This window comes from Steroidobacter cummioxidans (assembly GCF_003104955.1).
In genome coordinates, this window is the sequence record NZ_LSRW01000096.1 from 82,304 (window position 1) to 97,490 (window position 15,187).

At 62.5% G+C, this 15,187-nt stretch carries 13 protein-coding genes; 5 read left to right on the forward strand and 8 right to left on the reverse strand.

The genetic code is table 11. The annotated features are described in order from the left end of the window. Positions 1–8: 8 nt before the first annotated feature. The 5 genes from D0550_RS31715 to D0550_RS31735 all read right to left on the reverse strand — a co-directional run bounded on the left by D0550_RS31715 (position 9) and on the right by D0550_RS31735 (position 6,863). Entirely contained in the window at positions 9–590 is a 582-nt protein-coding gene (locus D0550_RS31715) for an NERD domain-containing protein (RefSeq protein WP_116813195.1), read from the reverse strand. Positions 591–598: 8 nt separating this feature from the next. After that, on the reverse strand, positions 599–1,900 hold the full coding sequence (thrC, locus tag D0550_RS31720; RefSeq protein WP_116813196.1) for a threonine synthase: 1,302 nt from the start codon (positions 1,898–1,900) through the stop codon (positions 599–601). A gap of 42 nt (positions 1,901–1,942) precedes the next feature. Next, positions 1,943–2,875 carry a homoserine kinase gene (locus tag D0550_RS31725; RefSeq protein WP_116813197.1) on the reverse strand — a complete coding sequence of 311 codons (933 nt, stop codon included), beginning with the start codon at positions 2,873–2,875 and terminating at the stop codon, positions 1,943–1,945. Beyond that, positions 2,872–5,355, reverse strand: a complete 2,484-nt coding sequence (thrA, locus tag D0550_RS31730) for a bifunctional aspartate kinase/homoserine dehydrogenase I (protein ID WP_116813198.1) — start codon at positions 5,353–5,355, stop codon at positions 2,872–2,874. Before thrA ends, D0550_RS31725 begins: the two co-directional genes overlap by 4 nt. Before the next feature lie 194 nt (positions 5,356–5,549). Then, the gene (locus D0550_RS31735; protein WP_116813199.1) at positions 5,550–6,863 is read right to left on the reverse strand and encodes an AAA family ATPase; all 1,314 of its coding nucleotides are present in this window, start codon (positions 6,861–6,863) and stop codon (positions 5,550–5,552) included. A gap of 220 nt (positions 6,864–7,083) precedes the next feature. Between D0550_RS31735 and D0550_RS31740 the strand changes: the two genes are divergently transcribed. The 3 genes from D0550_RS31740 to D0550_RS31750 all read left to right on the forward strand — a co-directional run bounded on the left by D0550_RS31740 (position 7,084) and on the right by D0550_RS31750 (position 9,861). Next, entirely contained in the window at positions 7,084–8,598 is a 1,515-nt protein-coding gene (locus D0550_RS31740) for a CoA-acylating methylmalonate-semialdehyde dehydrogenase (protein WP_116813200.1), read from the forward strand. A gap of 3 nt (positions 8,599–8,601) precedes the next feature. Further along, positions 8,602–9,540 (forward strand): 2-hydroxyacid dehydrogenase, encoded by a 939-nt coding sequence (locus tag D0550_RS31745; protein ID WP_116813201.1) that lies wholly within the window; start codon positions 8,602–8,604, stop codon positions 9,538–9,540. 63 nt (positions 9,541–9,603) lie between these two features. Next, positions 9,604–9,861 carry a hypothetical protein gene (locus D0550_RS31750; protein WP_116813202.1) on the forward strand — a complete coding sequence of 86 codons (258 nt, stop codon included), beginning with the start codon at positions 9,604–9,606 and terminating at the stop codon, positions 9,859–9,861. Between the two features lie 75 nt (positions 9,862–9,936). On the opposite strand, the gene D0550_RS31755 is transcribed toward D0550_RS31750, so the two are convergent. The 3 genes from D0550_RS31755 to D0550_RS31765 all read right to left on the reverse strand — a co-directional run bounded on the left by D0550_RS31755 (position 9,937) and on the right by D0550_RS31765 (position 12,084). Next, positions 9,937–10,176, reverse strand: a complete 240-nt coding sequence (locus tag D0550_RS31755) for a hypothetical protein (protein WP_153067443.1) — start codon at positions 10,174–10,176, stop codon at positions 9,937–9,939. Between the two features lie 154 nt (positions 10,177–10,330). After that, positions 10,331–11,140, reverse strand: a complete 810-nt coding sequence (locus D0550_RS31760) for a metallophosphoesterase family protein (RefSeq protein ID WP_116813204.1) — start codon at positions 11,138–11,140, stop codon at positions 10,331–10,333. Continuing rightward, positions 11,137–12,084: a diacylglycerol/lipid kinase family protein gene (locus D0550_RS31765; RefSeq protein WP_116813205.1), complete on the reverse strand. Its 948-nt coding sequence runs from the start codon at positions 12,082–12,084 to the stop codon at positions 11,137–11,139. The genes D0550_RS31760 and D0550_RS31765 overlap by 4 nt, the downstream gene beginning before the upstream one ends. Positions 12,085–12,229: 145 nt before the next feature. Between D0550_RS31765 and ligD the strand changes: the two genes are divergently transcribed. Next, positions 12,230–14,959, forward strand: a complete 2,730-nt coding sequence (ligD, locus tag D0550_RS31770; protein WP_116813211.1) for a DNA ligase D — start codon at positions 12,230–12,232, stop codon at positions 14,957–14,959. Between the two features lie 40 nt (positions 14,960–14,999). Then, on the forward strand, positions 15,000–15,187 hold a 188-nt coding region (locus tag D0550_RS31775), incomplete at its 3' end, for a Ku protein (protein ID WP_206606658.1).

The following is a 15,187-nucleotide window of genomic DNA, read 5'->3' on the forward strand; positions in this document are numbered from 1 at the left end:
CGCCCTTCTTACGCGATCGGGTTGGCCTCGGCGTGACGTTTCACATTCGACCAAACGTCACCGAAGGCCGCCGTAATGTTGCCTCGGGCCTTGTCGACCGGCGGGAAATCGTCCGTCAGGTCATCGATCCGTAACACGTTGCGCGGCTTGCCCTTCGGAAAGTCGCTTTTCACCGTGAACAACAGGCGCCCTTCCACCGGCACCTCCCCGGTCAGCAACCGCACCGCCGCCATACGGTCATACAGCGCGTGCTGGGGGTTGGGGAAGGTATAGCGCTGCTTCTTGCCGATCGCGGTCCACTCCAGCATCTGATCGCCGCCGAAGATCGCGCCGGGGCGGTCCAGCAGGTCCGCCACCAGCAGGCCGCGCTGGGTCAGCAGCAGATAATGCACGTGGATCTGCCCGCCGTTGCCGTTCGGGATCAGCACGTTTCTTAGCATCTCGTACGCGACGCTGGCAATGGCCGCTTCGTTGTCCTTGCGGTAACGATAGGCGCGGAACAAAAAATACAGCCAGACGATGAGTGCCACCACCGCCGCGGCAATCGCGGCGGGAATCGCCCAGAACGGAATCTGCTCGGGAAGCTGCATGTATCGTCTTAGGCCTGTTGCAACTGCGTCCGTAAAGCCGACAGGGTGGGTTCGAGTTCCTTTTCCTGGCGCGGCAATGACAGCAGCTTGGCCAGCGCCGGCGGCACAGGGATCTCCTGCCCGGTCTGCGGCTCGACAATGTCATTGAACTTCGCCGGATGCGCGGTCGACACGATCACCCAATGACCGCGCGCCCCACGTGACAGCATGCGCCGATAGACCTTGGCCGCCGTCGCGGTATGCGGGCACCAGATGCGGTTGAGCTCGTGCGAGTCACGCCGCAAGGTACCGCGGATCTCGATGTCATCGACGCTGGAGGCGCCCAACTGGCCCTGCAGCTCGTCGAATTCGGGATGCAGGGAGCGCAGCCGCTCCATATTGCTCGGATTGCCCACGTCCATCGCCGAGGCGAGCGTCGCCACGCTGGGCCGGGGCTGCCATTCGCCCGAGCGCAGGAAATCGGTGATGGTCTGATTGGCATTGGTCGCGAGCACGATCTCCCCGATCGGCATACCGACGTGGCGAGCCCACACGCACGCCATGGCGTTGCCGAGATTGCCGGTCGGAATGATGTAGTTCGGCCGGCGGCCCAGCTGGCGCCACAGCTCCAGGCTCGACTTGGCGTAGTACACCATCTGCGGCAGCAGGCGGCCGACGTTGATGCTGTTCGCCGAAGACAGCTGATGCGATTCCTGAAGCGCCGGATCGAGGAACGCCTCCTTCACCATACGCTGGCATTCATCGAACGTGCCGTTCACGGCGAAGGTACGGACGTTGCCGCCCCAGCAAGCCAGCTGCTGCGCCTGGCGCTCGGACACGAGCCCCTTCGGATACAGCACGGCAACATCGACCCAGGGCTTGTTGTGGAATGCCGCTGCGACCGCACCGCCGGTATCGCCCGAGGTGGCCACCAGAATGGTGAGCTTTCTCGGCGCGTTGCGACGGATGCGCTCCATGGTGGCGGCCAGGAAGCACGCGCCGAAATCCTTGAACGCGCTGGTCGGGCCGTGGAACAGCTCGAGCACCGAGGCCGGCTGCGGCGCCTGATCGAGCGTCACCAGCGGCGCCGGGAAGTGGAAGGCTTCGCGGCAGATCGCACCGAGCTCGCTGGCGAGCGCATCGCCCTCGAAGAACGGTGCGAGCAGGCGCTCGGCAATCTCGGGCAGCTCGTTCAGGCCGTCGAACTGCCGTGTGTTGAAGTGAGGGAATTCGCCGGGAACATACAAGCCGCCATCCGGCGCGATGCCACGGGCGATGGCTTCGCTCAGCAAAGCTCGTAGGGAAGCGTCTCTGGTACTTATGTAGTGCATGGAACGAAAGGAATCGTTGAGGGTCCGCTGCTTTCTGTTCCGTTAGTCCACTACTCTCGCACCCACGGCGTCGAGCGTGGAAATCCACGCATCGCTCGCCATCTTTGCGCTAGCGAACCCAGCCACCATCGCGTCGCGGACGCGTTCGGCGTGCTGATGCTCGCACCACGCAAAGATCGTGGGGCCGGCGCCAGAAATGGAGCAGCCCAATGCGCCATTGCTCATGGCGCCCTGCTTCACTGCCTGGAAGCCGGGAATCAAAACCTGTCGCTGCGGCTCGATGATGACATCCTCGAGCGACTCGCGAATCAATTGCAGATCGCTGGTGAAACAGCCGGTGATAAATCCGGAGATATTGGCGGTCTGCCAGATCACATCCGACAGTGAGACCGTTTTGCTCAGAATCGAGCGAGCCTCGCGCGTGTTGAGCACCATGTGCGGATGAACCAGCACGCAGCGCACCGTCGGCGGCACCGGAATCTGTTTGACGTTCGGGTTGTCGATGCCCACCGTCAGCACCAGTCCGCCGAACAACGACGGCGCGATGTTATCGACGTGACGCGAGCCACTGGCCACCTGCTCGCCCTTCAGCGCGAACTTCAGCTGTTCCAGCAGCGTAAGCGGTTTGGGGAGCAGCGCGTTCGCCGCAACCACACCGGCGACTGCCGAGGCCGCCGAGCCTCCCAGACCCGAGCCGAGCGGAATGCCCTTCTCGATCGTGAGCTCGAAGCCGAAATCCAGTTCCAGGTCCCGCACCATGCTCAGGACCGCCATGCCGGCCGTATTCTTCTCCGGCTCGCGCGGCAGATCGACCGCAGTGCCGGTGATCGCCGTGATGGTGACGCCGGGCGTTGCAACACGACGCGCAGTCACACGATCGCCAATCGCCTGGAAGCTGTGGCCGAGCACGTCGAAGCCGACTGCAACGTTGCCGATGCTCGCGGGCGCGAACGCCGTTGCCGATTGCCTGCTCAAAGCCGTGCTCCAAGGTACGCGCACACGCGCAAGAGATCGCCGAACACACCACCTGCGGTCACTTCGGGACCGGCGCCCGGCCCCTGCACCACCAGCGGATTCTGGTTGTAGCGCGAGGTCAGGAAGCGCACGACGTTGTCGGTCAGATTGATGTTCGCGAAGGTGTGCGAGCGCTCCAGCTCGACCAGGCCCACCGACGCCTTGCCGGTGGCCGCATCCAACGAGCCCACGTAACGCAGCACGCGGTCGCGGCTACGGGCGGCCTTCAGGCGCTCTGCCATCGGCGCATCGAACTCAGGCAGACGATCGAGGAATTCTTGGGGCGAGCACTGGGTGAGCGCCGGCGGCACCAGGCCTTCGAGCTGCACATCGCCCAATTCCAGCCGCAATCCCATCTCGCGACCGAGAATGATGAGCTTGCGCGCGAAGTCGAGACCCGACAGATCGTCGCGCGGATCCGGCTCGGTATAGCCCTTTGCCTTCGCCGTGCGCACGACCGAGGAGAATGGCTCGGAGCCATCCCACACGTTGAACAAATACGCGAGCGTGCCGGAGAGAATGCCTTCGATGCGCTGGATCTGATCGCCGGTGTCGCGCAGATCACGCAACGTCTGAATCACGGGCAGACCTGCGCCGACCGTCGCTTCATACAAGTAATGCGCGTTACCCTGACGACGCGCCTCGTGCAGCCGCGCGTACAACTCGAGCTCCGAGCTGTTCGCCTTCTTGTTCGGCGTCACGATGTGGATGCCGCTGGCGAGCCACGCCGGATAGCGCGCGGCGACTTCGGAGCTGGATGAGCAATCGATGATGATGGCGTGCGGCAAATGATGGGCGCGCACGTGCTCGGCGAAGCGCGTCAGATCCGCGTCCTCGCTCTTCGACTTGAACGCATCGCGCCAACCGGTGAGCGGCACTTCCGCGTCCGACAAATGCATGCGCTGGGTGCTCATGATGCCGCGCACGCGCAGATCCAGCTTCAGATCGCGCGACAACCGCTCGACCTGCGAGGCCATCTGATCGAGCAGCACGCCGCCCACGGTGCCCGGACCGATCAAGCCGATCGACACGGTGTGCGGCGACAAATAGAAACTCGAGTGCACCGAGCGCAGCGCGCGTGACGACAGCTTGCCATCGATCACGGCGGAAATGTTTCTTTCGGAGGCGCCCTGCGCGATCGCACGCACGCTCACGCCGGCCGAACCGAGCGCGCCGAACACCTTGGCGGCCACGCCGTGCGAGCCTGCCATGCCATCGCCGACGACGGCGAGGATGCTGCATCCGATGTCGACTTCGACGCTCTGAATCTGCCCGTCGCGCAGTTCGCGATCGAATGCCTGGCGCACGACGGCTTCCGCACGCTCGGCTTCGGCTTGCGGGATCGCAAAGCAGATGGAATGTTCCGAGCTGCCTTGGGAGATCAGGATCACGGAGATGCCGTGGTCTCGCAGCGCACCGAACAGACGATGCGCGGTGCCGGGCACGCCGATCATGCCGGCGCCTTCCAGGTTCACCAACGCGACCTTGTCGATACACGTAATGCCCTTCACCGCGATCTGCGAGTTGGGCTTCTCGCAAATCAGCGAGCCGGCCTTCTCGGGCGCGAAGGTGTTACGAATCCAGATCGGGATGCTCTTGCGCACCGCCGGCGCCATGGTCTGCGGATGGATCACTTTGGCACCGAAGTACGCCAGCTCCATCGCTTCGTTGTACGACAGCGAGTCGATGACCTTGGCATCGGGCACCAAGCGCGGATCGGCGCTCAGCACGCCGTCGACGTCAGTCCAGATATGAATCTCTTCGGCGTTCAGCAGCGCGCCGAAGATCGAACCGGAGAAGTCGCTGCCGTTACGGCCGAGCGTGGTCTGCAAGCCGTTGGGATCGCGCGCAACAAAGCCGGTGATGATCAGCGTCGCAGGATCGGACGGCGTGATGCGGTCCATATTGGCCTGCGAGACATCCCAGCGAACGGCCGGACCGAGCGGCCCCCATTCGACGGACACGACATCGCGTGCATCGACCCACTGCACGGAGCCGGGGCGACGGCCGCGATGACGCAGATACGCACTGAACAAACGCGTCGACCAGATCTCTCCGTAGCCGGCAATGAGATCCCGCACGGTCTGCGATGCCGAGCGGATCAGTTGAACGGTCTGGAGAATGCCGGCGATGTCGCGACATTCCTGTTCGAGCTTGGCCATGTACTCGACGCGCGCGCCGTCCGGCAGCAGCGTGTCGGCAATGACTTGATGACGATGGCGCAACTGTTCGATGCGCTCGGCCAGCGTTGTTTCCTGCTTCTCAGCAGCAATGACCAGGTTCAACAGGCCGTCGGTCACGCCGCGGCACGCCGAAAGAACTATGCCCAGCCGCGGATGCGGATCCTGCTCCAGGATCCGAGCCACGCGCTCCATGCAAGCCGCATCGGCGACACTCGAGCCGCCGAATTTATGTACGCGCCAGCGCTCCACTTGTCTCATCTCTTCTGGTTGAGAATGCCTATCCCGCGCACGCACACCTTCCCGTCTGCCTGACCGGCACAGGATCAGTGGACTGGAGGGGAGCACGGTTGGGAGGGCGACACTCTACTGACAGCAAGAGAATGGCGCAAGCTGCCGTCTGGCCGGCATTTTTTGGCGCGGGGAAGTCCCTTCAGACAGCCCCCGGCGACGCCTTAAGTCGCCGGGTCGCCGCGGCCGAAAGCCAGCAGGGTACTGGACTCCTCTTCGCCCGCGGCCGCGGGGAAGCCGGGTCGGGAGAAGCACAGCGTCTCGGCTGGGTCGGGTGCCACGTTATTGGCTTGTTCGTTGACGTACATGACGCGCACGGGGCCGACCTGAATGAGGTCGCGGTGCCGCAGCGCGCGGCGAATGATCCGTCGGGAGTTCACCAGCAAGCCGTTCGTGCTGCCCAGATCGAGCAGCAGATCCCGGCTGCCATCGCGGACGATGAGCGCGTGATAGCGGCTGATGAACACCGAGTCGATGCGCACGTCCGCCTCCTCGCCCCGCCCGATCAGCACGCGGTCGGATTTCAGCGACACATCGCGCTCCGGCTCACCTTGCGTGGTGATGACGAGCCTCGCTTGCCAGGGCTTCGCGTCGAGCGCCGCGACCTGGTCGAGCACCGTGCTTTCCATTCGCATCCGGCGACGAACCCAGCCAAGGTCCTCGATGGCCTTGTCCAACGCCGAACTCGTCACGGCGCTGGCGCCTTCCTCGCGCGCATGAATCAGCGCACGCTGGCACAGCTTATTAATGTTGGCGGGAATACCCAGACTGCACGCATGGATTTGAGGCAGCAGCGTGTACGGCATCAGCGCGTCGGCACTTGGTGCACCGGCAGCGCGCAGTCGATGCGCCACATAGGCCGCGGTCTGGTCCTCGGAAAACGGATTCAGCGAGAACTTGGAGACGTTGCCCGTCACCAGTTCCACCATTCGCGGTGAGTCGAGCACCAGGCTCAGCGCCGGTTGGCCCAGCAACAGAATCTTCAGCACACGCACGCCGTCGTGCTCGATGGCCGCGAGGCAACGCAGCTCCTCCAACACGGACGGATGCATACTTTGCGCGTTCTCGACGATCAGCAGACACAGCCGGCCCGTGCCGGCCTGGTGCGCAAGATAGCGTTCGAGCAGCCGACGACGATCGGTCTTGTCGTCATCCGCCAGCGAGAAACCGAATTGGCGCAGGATCTCCAGCAGGAATTCGCGCGGCCCGATGTGCTCGCGCTGAACCGTGGCGACGTTCACGCGCTCGTCCAGATCTTTCAGCAACCGTCGGATCAGCAGGCTCTTGCCGCATCCGTTCTCGGCCGTGACCACGCCCAGGCGCGCTTTGGTCCACAGCGAGTGCCCCATGAACTCCAGCGCACGCAGGTGCTGGTCGCTCGGAAAGAAAAAGCTCTCGTCCGCGGTATCGGTGAACGGTTCGGTGGTGAGACCGAAGCCGGTGGAGATGGGTAAAACGGCGACGTCGGAGGCGGTCATGAATCGGGGCTGGATGTGTCCGTAACTCGCTGACTTAGTTGAGGTTGGAAGTGACGCGCATCCCTCGCGCCGGATCGGACAATAATCCCTGTGCCGCTGCAGTACAAGCGATCCTACGGCCCTTGTATTGCGGTCAGTCGTGCGCGTCTGCGCTACGGCGTCGGCGCACGGCCGCGATCCCTTAAGATGGGCGGATAAGTTCCCGCCCAGAGGTTGAGTCGTGAGTGCCGTCCTGCAATCCCCGTCCGAGATCCATCATGTCATCGGCGGCCGCTCGGTGGTCGCGACCTCAGGCCGCGCAAGCGACGTGTTCAATCCTGCGACCGGACAAGTCGTCGGCCGCGTGCACCTGGCGAGCGCGCAGGATGTAAATAGCGCCGTGAGCGCAGCGCAAGCCGCGTTCCCCGCCTGGGCCGAGACCGCCCCGCTGCGCCGCGCGCGCATCTTGTTCAAGTTCAAAGAGCTGCTCGAACGCAATCACGATGCGCTCGCGGCCGCCATCACCCGCGAGCACGGCAAGGTGCTCTCGGATGCGCGCGGTGAAGTGACCCGCGGTATCGAAGTCGTCGAGTTCGCGTGTGGCATTCCGCACCTCCTGATGGGCCAGCACTCGGACAACATCGGCGGCGGCATCGACAACTGGAATCTGCGTCAGCCGCTCGGCGTGGTCGCGGGCATCACGCCGTTCAACTTTCCGATCATGGTGCCCATGTGGATGTATCCGGTCGCACTCGCATGCGGTAACACCTTCGTCCTCAAGCCCTCCGAGCGCGATCCATCCCCGAGCCTGTTGGTTGCCGATTTGTTACGCGAGGCAGGCTTGCCCGATGGTGTGTTCAACGTCGTGCAGGGAGACAAGGTCGCGGTCGATGCCCTGCTCGCTCATCCGGACGTTGCGGCGATTTCGTTCGTCGGCTCCACGCCGATCGCGCAATACATTTATACGGAGGGCGCAAAGCACGGCAAACGCGTGCAGGCGCTGGGAGGGGCAAAGAATCATCTGGTCGTCATGCCCGATGCGAATCTCGATCAAGCGGTCGACGCGTTGGTCGGCGCGGCCTACGGCTCGGCTGGCGAGCGATGCATGGCGATCTCCGTGGCGGTCGCCGTGGGCGACGTTGCCGACAAGCTCGTAAGTGAACTCGCCCAACGTGCGCAGACGCTGCAGATCGGCAGCGGCATGGATGCGAATAGCGAGATGGGCCCGCTCGTCACCGCTGCGCATCGCGAGAAGGTCGAAGGCTACATCGCGCAAGGTGAGCAGGAAGGCGCAAGGCTCGTCGTCGACGGGCGCGCGCATCAAGTGCGTACGGGCAATCCAGGGTTCTTCACCGGCGCGACTTTGTTTGATCACGTCACCGCGGGCATGAAAATCTACCGGGAAGAGATCTTCGGCCCCGTGTTGTCGGTGGTGCGCGTGCCTGATCTGGCGAGCGCAGTAAATCTCATCAATCAACATGAGTTCGCAAACGGCGCGTCGTGCTTCACATCCGACGGCAACGCCGCACGCACGTTCTCTCGGCTCGTACAGGCTGGTATGGTTGGCATCAATGTGCCGATTCCGGTGCCGATGGCGTGGCATTCGTTCGGCGGCTGGAAGCGCTCGCTGTTCGGCGATCACCATACCTACGGTGAGGAAGGCGTGCGTTTCTACACCCGTTACAAGAGCATCATGCAACGCTGGCCGGACAGCATTGGCAAGGGTGCGGAATTCTCCATGCCGGTGGCCAAATAACACATGCGAATCGTCCTCGTTTACGGCAACGATAAAGCGCAAGCGTGGCGCGACACTCTGGCCGCCCAATTGCGTGACGCCCGAGTCGATATCTGGCAGCCGGGGTTCAATGAGCCCGCGGACTATGCCGTCGGCTGGGCGCCGCCCCCGCGCTTCTTCGTCGATCAGCCGCAGCTGCGCGCGTTCTTCTCGATCGGCGCCGGGGTCGAGCACGTTCTGAACAATCCCAGCCTGCCGCCCGGTCTGCCCATCGTTCGAGTCGAAGACGCCGGTATGGGCGAGCAGATGGTCGACTACTGTCGTTTCGAGGTGCTGCGATGGATGCAGCGTCGCGACGAATACGCCGCTCAACAGACGGCGGGCATTTGGCGACAGTTGTCGGAGTCGCTGCGTGACGAATGGCCGGTCGGCATCTTCGGCCTGGGAGTGCTTGGCCGTCAGGTCGCGAACGCCTTCGCCGCCGATGGATTTCCCGTCAATGCTTTCTCGCGCTCGAACACCACGAGCGAGCCGAAGGTGCGCTTGTTTACCGAAGCCAATGGCGCAGATCAGTTCGATGCCTTCATGCGTGCCACGCGTGTGCTGATGATCCTGGCGCCGCTGACGGCCGCGACGCAGGACCGATTCGATCGCAAGGCCTTGCAGCTTTTGCCCCGCGGCGCCTACGTCATCAATGTTGCACGCGGTGGACTGATCGTCGATGAGGCGCTGCTGGAGCTGCTCGATGACGGGCACTTGAACGGGGCTGCGTTGGATGTGTTCCGGCAGGAGCCGCTGCCCCCGCCGCATCGCTACTGGACGCACCCCAAGGTGCACATGACGCCGCACACGGCAGCGGTCACACCCATGCGACCGGCCGCCAAACAGATCGCAGAAAAGATCAAACAGTACGCCGCCAATCAAACCGTCAGCGGCATCGTAGATCGCAGCCGCGGTTATTAGCACCGTTCTTGGGGAACTCCAGCGCCCTCCATCGCGTCCTGACGGTACGCTGGAGGGCTGCTTATGACCCAATTGAAACGAGACGCCGCTTACATTCAGACCGAGTCGCGCAGGAACGGCAGCGCCGTAGCACTGTCCGCTTTCGATGAGCAAGTGTGCAACGTGCTCACTACGGCGCAGACCGTTACGTCGGTGGCGAAAACCTTGGAGAAAGCGGGCCTGGATTCGAGGGATCCCTCGACCGACCTGGAATCACGCGTGGCCGCTTCCATGCTGCGGCTGTTGCACGCCGAGCGCATCGAGCTGTCGCCCGACAGCTAGCGCCGATGCTCGGCCGCATCGTGGCCGGGCCGAGCATCGCCTTGCAGGAAACAAAATGAGAAGTGAAGCCGACGATCAGGTTTCGCCGTTGCGACGTTGCTGCTCGTCTTGCTGTTGCTGGCTAGAAGCAGCCATGCGCTCCGGATCCAACCGCGTCGGTACTGCTGGCGCCGAGTTCTCAGGTTTGAACGTGTGATAACCGGCAACGCCAACCGGGGTAATCAGCGCGTGCGTGCCACCATAGCTCACACAACCGCTCATCGCCGCCGCCACAGAAACAACTGTAACAAACTGTAACCATCGTACTTTCATCATGCGACCCTCGCGGGTGACCTGACTAGTAGTACAACGCATCAGCGCGGCCCGCGGATGATGTATTACGGTTTTTTTATGCTGAATTCTGGCTGAATTGTGGGTGACCACCCCACAGCGTGCGTCGCTCTGGACGCACAAAGTCCGAAAGTTCCCGCTAGCTTCCGCCGCGATCCAAATTTAATGGTGTCGTCTGTACACAGTGGAACTCCTTGCGTTCCGCGCTGTAATCCCAGCGTTCTACGAGACAGTTCTGCGCATCATCGCGCTTGATGAGATTCACTGAGTTCGGGTGACGCCGACGCACGCGTATCGACACCGCCGTGCCGGCTTGCACGGCCCAACAGCGACGATTCAAATCGCCGTAGTTCTCATGAAGTGCCGCGACGTATGGCAAGTGAATATGGCCGCCCATGATGATGTCCGCGCCGGCGCTCGACCACGCTTGAATCGCCTCGGCATGACCGTGCAATCGATTGTGAACTTCACTGCCTCGGATCACATGCACCGGCTGATGCGTGACCACGACTCGAATCTGCCGCGCGCTCGCGGTGGCCAATCGTTTCGCGACCCGAAGAATTTGCTCGGGGGAGACTTCCCCATCCTTGTGCCGTCGAGGGCGCGTCGTGTTCACACCGATGATGAGGAAGTCATCGCTGTGCCACTGCGGCTCCAAGTTCGCCCCGAACGCCTGCACGAAGCCCGCGTACGGATAGAACATCCGCGCGATGACGTTGAACAGCGGAATGTCGTGATTGCCCGGGATCGCAACCAGCGCCGGCGGGGAGATCTGAGCCATGAAGTCGCGTGCCGCTGCGAACTGCACTCGCCTCGCCCGCTGCGTGATATCGCCTGAGAGCACCACCGCAGCAGGTTTGATCAGATGAGCAAAACGCAGCAGCGCCTCCGCGACCGGAGGTTGCTCAGTGCCGAAGTGCGGATCGGAGATCTGCAGCAGTACCGTCATTTCACGGTCGTGGGCGTCAACAGCGACAAGGGATGCTCCGCCACGTGAAACGTCAACGGCTGCTCGCACCAGAAGATCTCGCCATCCACGGCAACCTTGATGGTGCGCTTCTTTCCGCTACTCAGTAACCGCACTGTCATACTACGGAAGGGAAAGTCGCGGATGCGCTCATCGTCGCCCAGTCTCCCCAGCATGCCGCGAATCCCCAACCACACAAGCTCGGTCGTGCTGACAGGTTCGACGATCACGGCCGCAAGACGATGACGTTTGACGTCTTCGGCTTCCTCGAGGCCCACTTGCTCGAGCTGCAGTGCATTGTTGCCGACGAAGATGCTCGGCGTGAACAGTGTCTCGCTGCCCTGCTCGTGCTCGACTTCAACGATCAACTGCCGGTGCTCGCGCAACAGTGTCTTCAGTCCCGCCCACATGGCCACCGTGCGGCGGCGGCCATACTGACGTTTGTATGCTTCACGATCTTGCAGCAACTCCGGGTACAGCCCGAGGCTGGCATTCACCAGGAACGCGCGATCGTTGACCATGCCCACCTGCACGGGCTTGGGCCTGGCAGTGAGCAGCGCGTTAGCCGCCTCGCGGGTATCGAGGGGAATGCCATGCGCCCGGCTCGAATAGTTGAAGGTCCCTTGCGGAATGATGCCGAAGGGTCGCTCCGTGGGCAGCACTGCCTGCACGACGGCGTTGATGGTGCCATCGCCACCGGCCACCACGACGGCGCCATCGCTGCGGACGGCTGCCTCCGCAGCCTGCTTCGCCACGCGCGCCAGCTCGCCCGGATTGTCGATCAGGATGAATTCATGCGGCCGATGCGCAGCCGTGAGGATGGCTTCGATCTGTTGCCGGGCCTCGTGCGCGTCCTTCGAGCCCGAGCCGGCGTTACTGACGATGTGAAGCGGCGCGTCGGGAGCGAGACCGGGGGCGGCGGCCATGGGCGGGGGTGCACCTGTTGCGAAACATCGCCGGTTCAATGCGCGATCGCAGGCCGAAGTTCACAGGATTGCACTTTCTACGCCCTCGATGTCGGGCGCGGCCACGCTTCCGCGTCTTCTTCGAACAGGCCAGAATCGATCCAACATGAAACGCTCCGCGGACAAACCGCTCGAAAAGTATCGGCAGAAGCGCTCCTTCGCCCAGACGCCGGAGCCGTCCCCGGCCGTGCCGGCCCACCGGCAAGGGCCGCTGCTGTTCATCGTGCAAAAACACGCCGCCCGCCGGCTGCACTATGACTTTCGACTGGAGCTGGACGGTGTGCTCAAGTCCTGGGCAGTGCCCAAGGGGCCGTCGTTGCAACCCGGCGAGCGCCGCCTCGCGGTCGAAGTCGAAGACCATCCGTTCGACTACGCCTCGTTCGAAGGGGTGATCCCCGAGAAGAACTACGGCGCCGGCAATGTGATCGTCTGGGATTGCGGCGTGTACTCGCCCGATGAGGGCAGCGAGTATTCGTTCGACGATCGTGCGCAGGCCGAGGAGCGACTGCGGCGCGAATACAAGCAAGGCAAGCTGAGCATCTTCCTCCGCGGCATCAAGCTCAAAGGCTCGTTCGCCCTGGTGCGCACCAGCACCGACAAGCAATGGCTGCTGATCAAGCACAAAGATCGGTTTATCGGCGGTGACGATCTGCTCGCCCACAACACGTCCGTACTCACGGGTGACACGTTGGACGATGTGGCCGAAAGCACCAATCGCGAGCGCTTGTCAGCCATCGAGCTGGCACCGTCCGGTCCGTTCGAGAAGATGCCCAACGAGATCGAGCCCATGCTTGCCGAGCCCGGCGCCAATCTGGAATCCGACCAGCGATGGAGTTACGAGCCCAAGCTCGATGGCTATCGCATCATCGCCTTTATCGACGGCGATGCCGTCTATCTGCAATCACGGCGCGGTCAGAACTACACGGCCCTGTTTCCCGAGCTGGTCGCGGAACTCAAAGCACAGTGTGTCGGCTCGATGATCCTGGACGGCGAGATCGTCGCACTGGACGCCGACGGTCGCCCCTCCTTCAATGCGCTCCAGAACCGCGCGCAGGTCAAAGGCCCCAAAGAACTGGCCGAAGCGCAGCGTCAGGCGCCGGTCGTCTTCCTATGTTTCGACCTGCTGCATTTTGCGGGCATGAACCTGCGCGGCGCGACTTATGAGCAACGTCGTCGCTATCTGTCGCAATGTTTATTGCCGGGCAGTCATCTGCAGCTCATCCATGCGTCCGACAAAGGCGAAGAACTGCACGAGGCTTCGCTCGCGGCGGGCTTTGAAGGCACGGTCGCCAAGCGCAAGGACAGCTCGTATCAGCCCGGCCGCCGGTCGCCGAACTGGCTGAAGTTCAAATCCGTGACGACCACTGAATTCGTCGTCGGCGGCTTCACCGCCGGCAAAGGTCAACGCCGCTCGCTCGGCGCCCTGCTGCTCGGCTACTGGAACAAGGATCAGCTGCAGTACGTGGGTCACGTGGGCTCGGGCTTCACCGATGCTTCGCTTGCAGGCGTGTACAAGCAGGTCACCGCACTTGCACGCAAGACCAACCCCTTCTCCACCAAGCCGCCGTTGAACGGTCCGGCGACCTGGGTCGAGCCCCAGCTCGTGGCCGAAGTGAGCTTCGAATCGTGGACCGAGGATGGTTATCTGCGCGCGCCCGTATTCCATCGTCTGCGAGATGACGTGGCAGTCGATAGCGTGAAGGCCGGTCCTGCGAAAAAGAAAAAGGCGAGCGCCAAGGCGACGCCGAAAACTGACATCCAGTCGGTGCTCGAACAACTCGAGAGCAAATCGCAGCGCCTGGATCTCACGGTGAGTCACGGCACGGGTACCGCGAAGATCCGTCTGACCAATCTGGATCGCGAGTATTGGCCCGCCGATCCGGAGACCAAATCACCCGCGATCACGAAGCGTGAGTACCTGCGTTATCTCGCGGGCATCTCGCCCTATATGCTGCCGCATCTGCGTGACCGTCCGCTTACCCTGATCCGCATGCCCGAAGGCATCGGCGGTGAGCGATTCTTTCAGAAACATTGGGATCAGGAGCGTCCGGAGTTCGTCGACGTCGTCACGACCTTTTCCGAGCATGTCGGCGGCGCGCACGACTACATCCTCGCGCACAACCTGCCCACCTTGTTGTGGTTGGGCCAGCTTGGGACGTTGGAATTCCATGTCTGGCACTCGCGCGCCCGCGTCGGCAAGGACTCGCTGAGCCGCAGCGATGACTACTCGAGCTCGCTCGAAGCAATGCAGTCCTCGGTGCTCAACTATCCCGACTATCTGGTATTCGACATCGATCCCTACATCTATTCCGGCCTGGAAGCCAAGGGTGCGGAACCCGAATACAACAAAAAGGGTTTTGCCATGGGCAAGCGCGTGGCGTTCTGGATCAATGACCTGCTCAAGGAAATGTCGCTGCGCGCGATCGTGAAGACCTCAGGCAAGACCGGTCTGCACATGTTCGTTCCCATCGAGCGCACCGTCACTTTCGACGGCGCTCGCGAGATTTGTGAAATGGTCGGCCGCCACATCCTGCAACAACATCCGCGCGATGTGACCATGGAATGGGCCACGCAAAAGCGCACCGGAAAAATTTTCATCGACTACAACATGAACGTGCGTGGTAAGACGCTCAACGTGGCGTATTCGCCTCGGGGGGTACCGGGCGCGCCGGTGTCGATGCCGCTCACCTGGGATGAACTGGAAGCGGCCGAACCGGGTCACTTCAGTCTACGAAATGTGCTCTCACGCTTGGAAAAAACCGGGGACCGGTGGCATGATGTTCTCTCGGCGAAACAGAGCCTTGCGAAAGCCTTCACAAGTAAAGCCCGAAAGTGAGACTCGACTGCGGTCCAAGCCGGTCGAAAAGGTACCCCTCATGGCCATGCGCTCCATCGGTTCATTGACGATTTCGTTCGGTCTGGTGGCGATTCCAGTCAAGCTGTACACCGCGACCCAGACGGCGAATTCCATTTCCTTCAACCTGTTACACAAAGGATGTGGCTCACGGTTGAAACAACAGTACGTGTGCCTGAAGGACTGTCTCTTATACACATCTGACGCTGC

What these genes read in the sequence shown, in the direction of transcription:
- D0550_RS31760 (WP_116813204.1), bottom strand. Translation starts at nt 11,140, where the DNA reads ATGACGGTACTGCTGCAGATCTCCGATCCGCACTTCGGCACTGAGCAA.
- ligD (WP_116813211.1), top strand. Translation starts at nt 12,230, where the DNA reads ATGAAACGCTCCGCGGACAAACCGCTCGAAAAGTATCGGCAGAAGCGC.
- D0550_RS31745 (WP_116813201.1), top strand. Translation starts at nt 8,602, where the DNA reads ATGCGAATCGTCCTCGTTTACGGCAACGATAAAGCGCAAGCGTGGCGC.
- D0550_RS31750 (WP_116813202.1), top strand. Translation starts at nt 9,604, where the DNA reads ATGACCCAATTGAAACGAGACGCCGCTTACATTCAGACCGAGTCGCGC.
- D0550_RS31715 (WP_116813195.1), bottom strand. Translation starts at nt 590, where the DNA reads ATGCAGCTTCCCGAGCAGATTCCGTTCTGGGCGATTCCCGCCGCGATT.
- thrC (WP_116813196.1), bottom strand. Translation starts at nt 1,900, where the DNA reads ATGCACTACATAAGTACCAGAGACGCTTCCCTACGAGCTTTGCTGAGC.
- thrA (WP_116813198.1), bottom strand. Translation starts at nt 5,355, where the DNA reads ATGAGACAAGTGGAGCGCTGGCGCGTACATAAATTCGGCGGCTCGAGT.
- D0550_RS31735 (WP_116813199.1), bottom strand. Translation starts at nt 6,863, where the DNA reads ATGACCGCCTCCGACGTCGCCGTTTTACCCATCTCCACCGGCTTCGGT.
- D0550_RS31765 (WP_116813205.1), bottom strand. Translation starts at nt 12,084, where the DNA reads ATGGCCGCCGCCCCCGGTCTCGCTCCCGACGCGCCGCTTCACATCGTC.
- D0550_RS31755 (WP_153067443.1), bottom strand. Translation starts at nt 10,176, where the DNA reads ATGATGAAAGTACGATGGTTACAGTTTGTTACAGTTGTTTCTGTGGCG.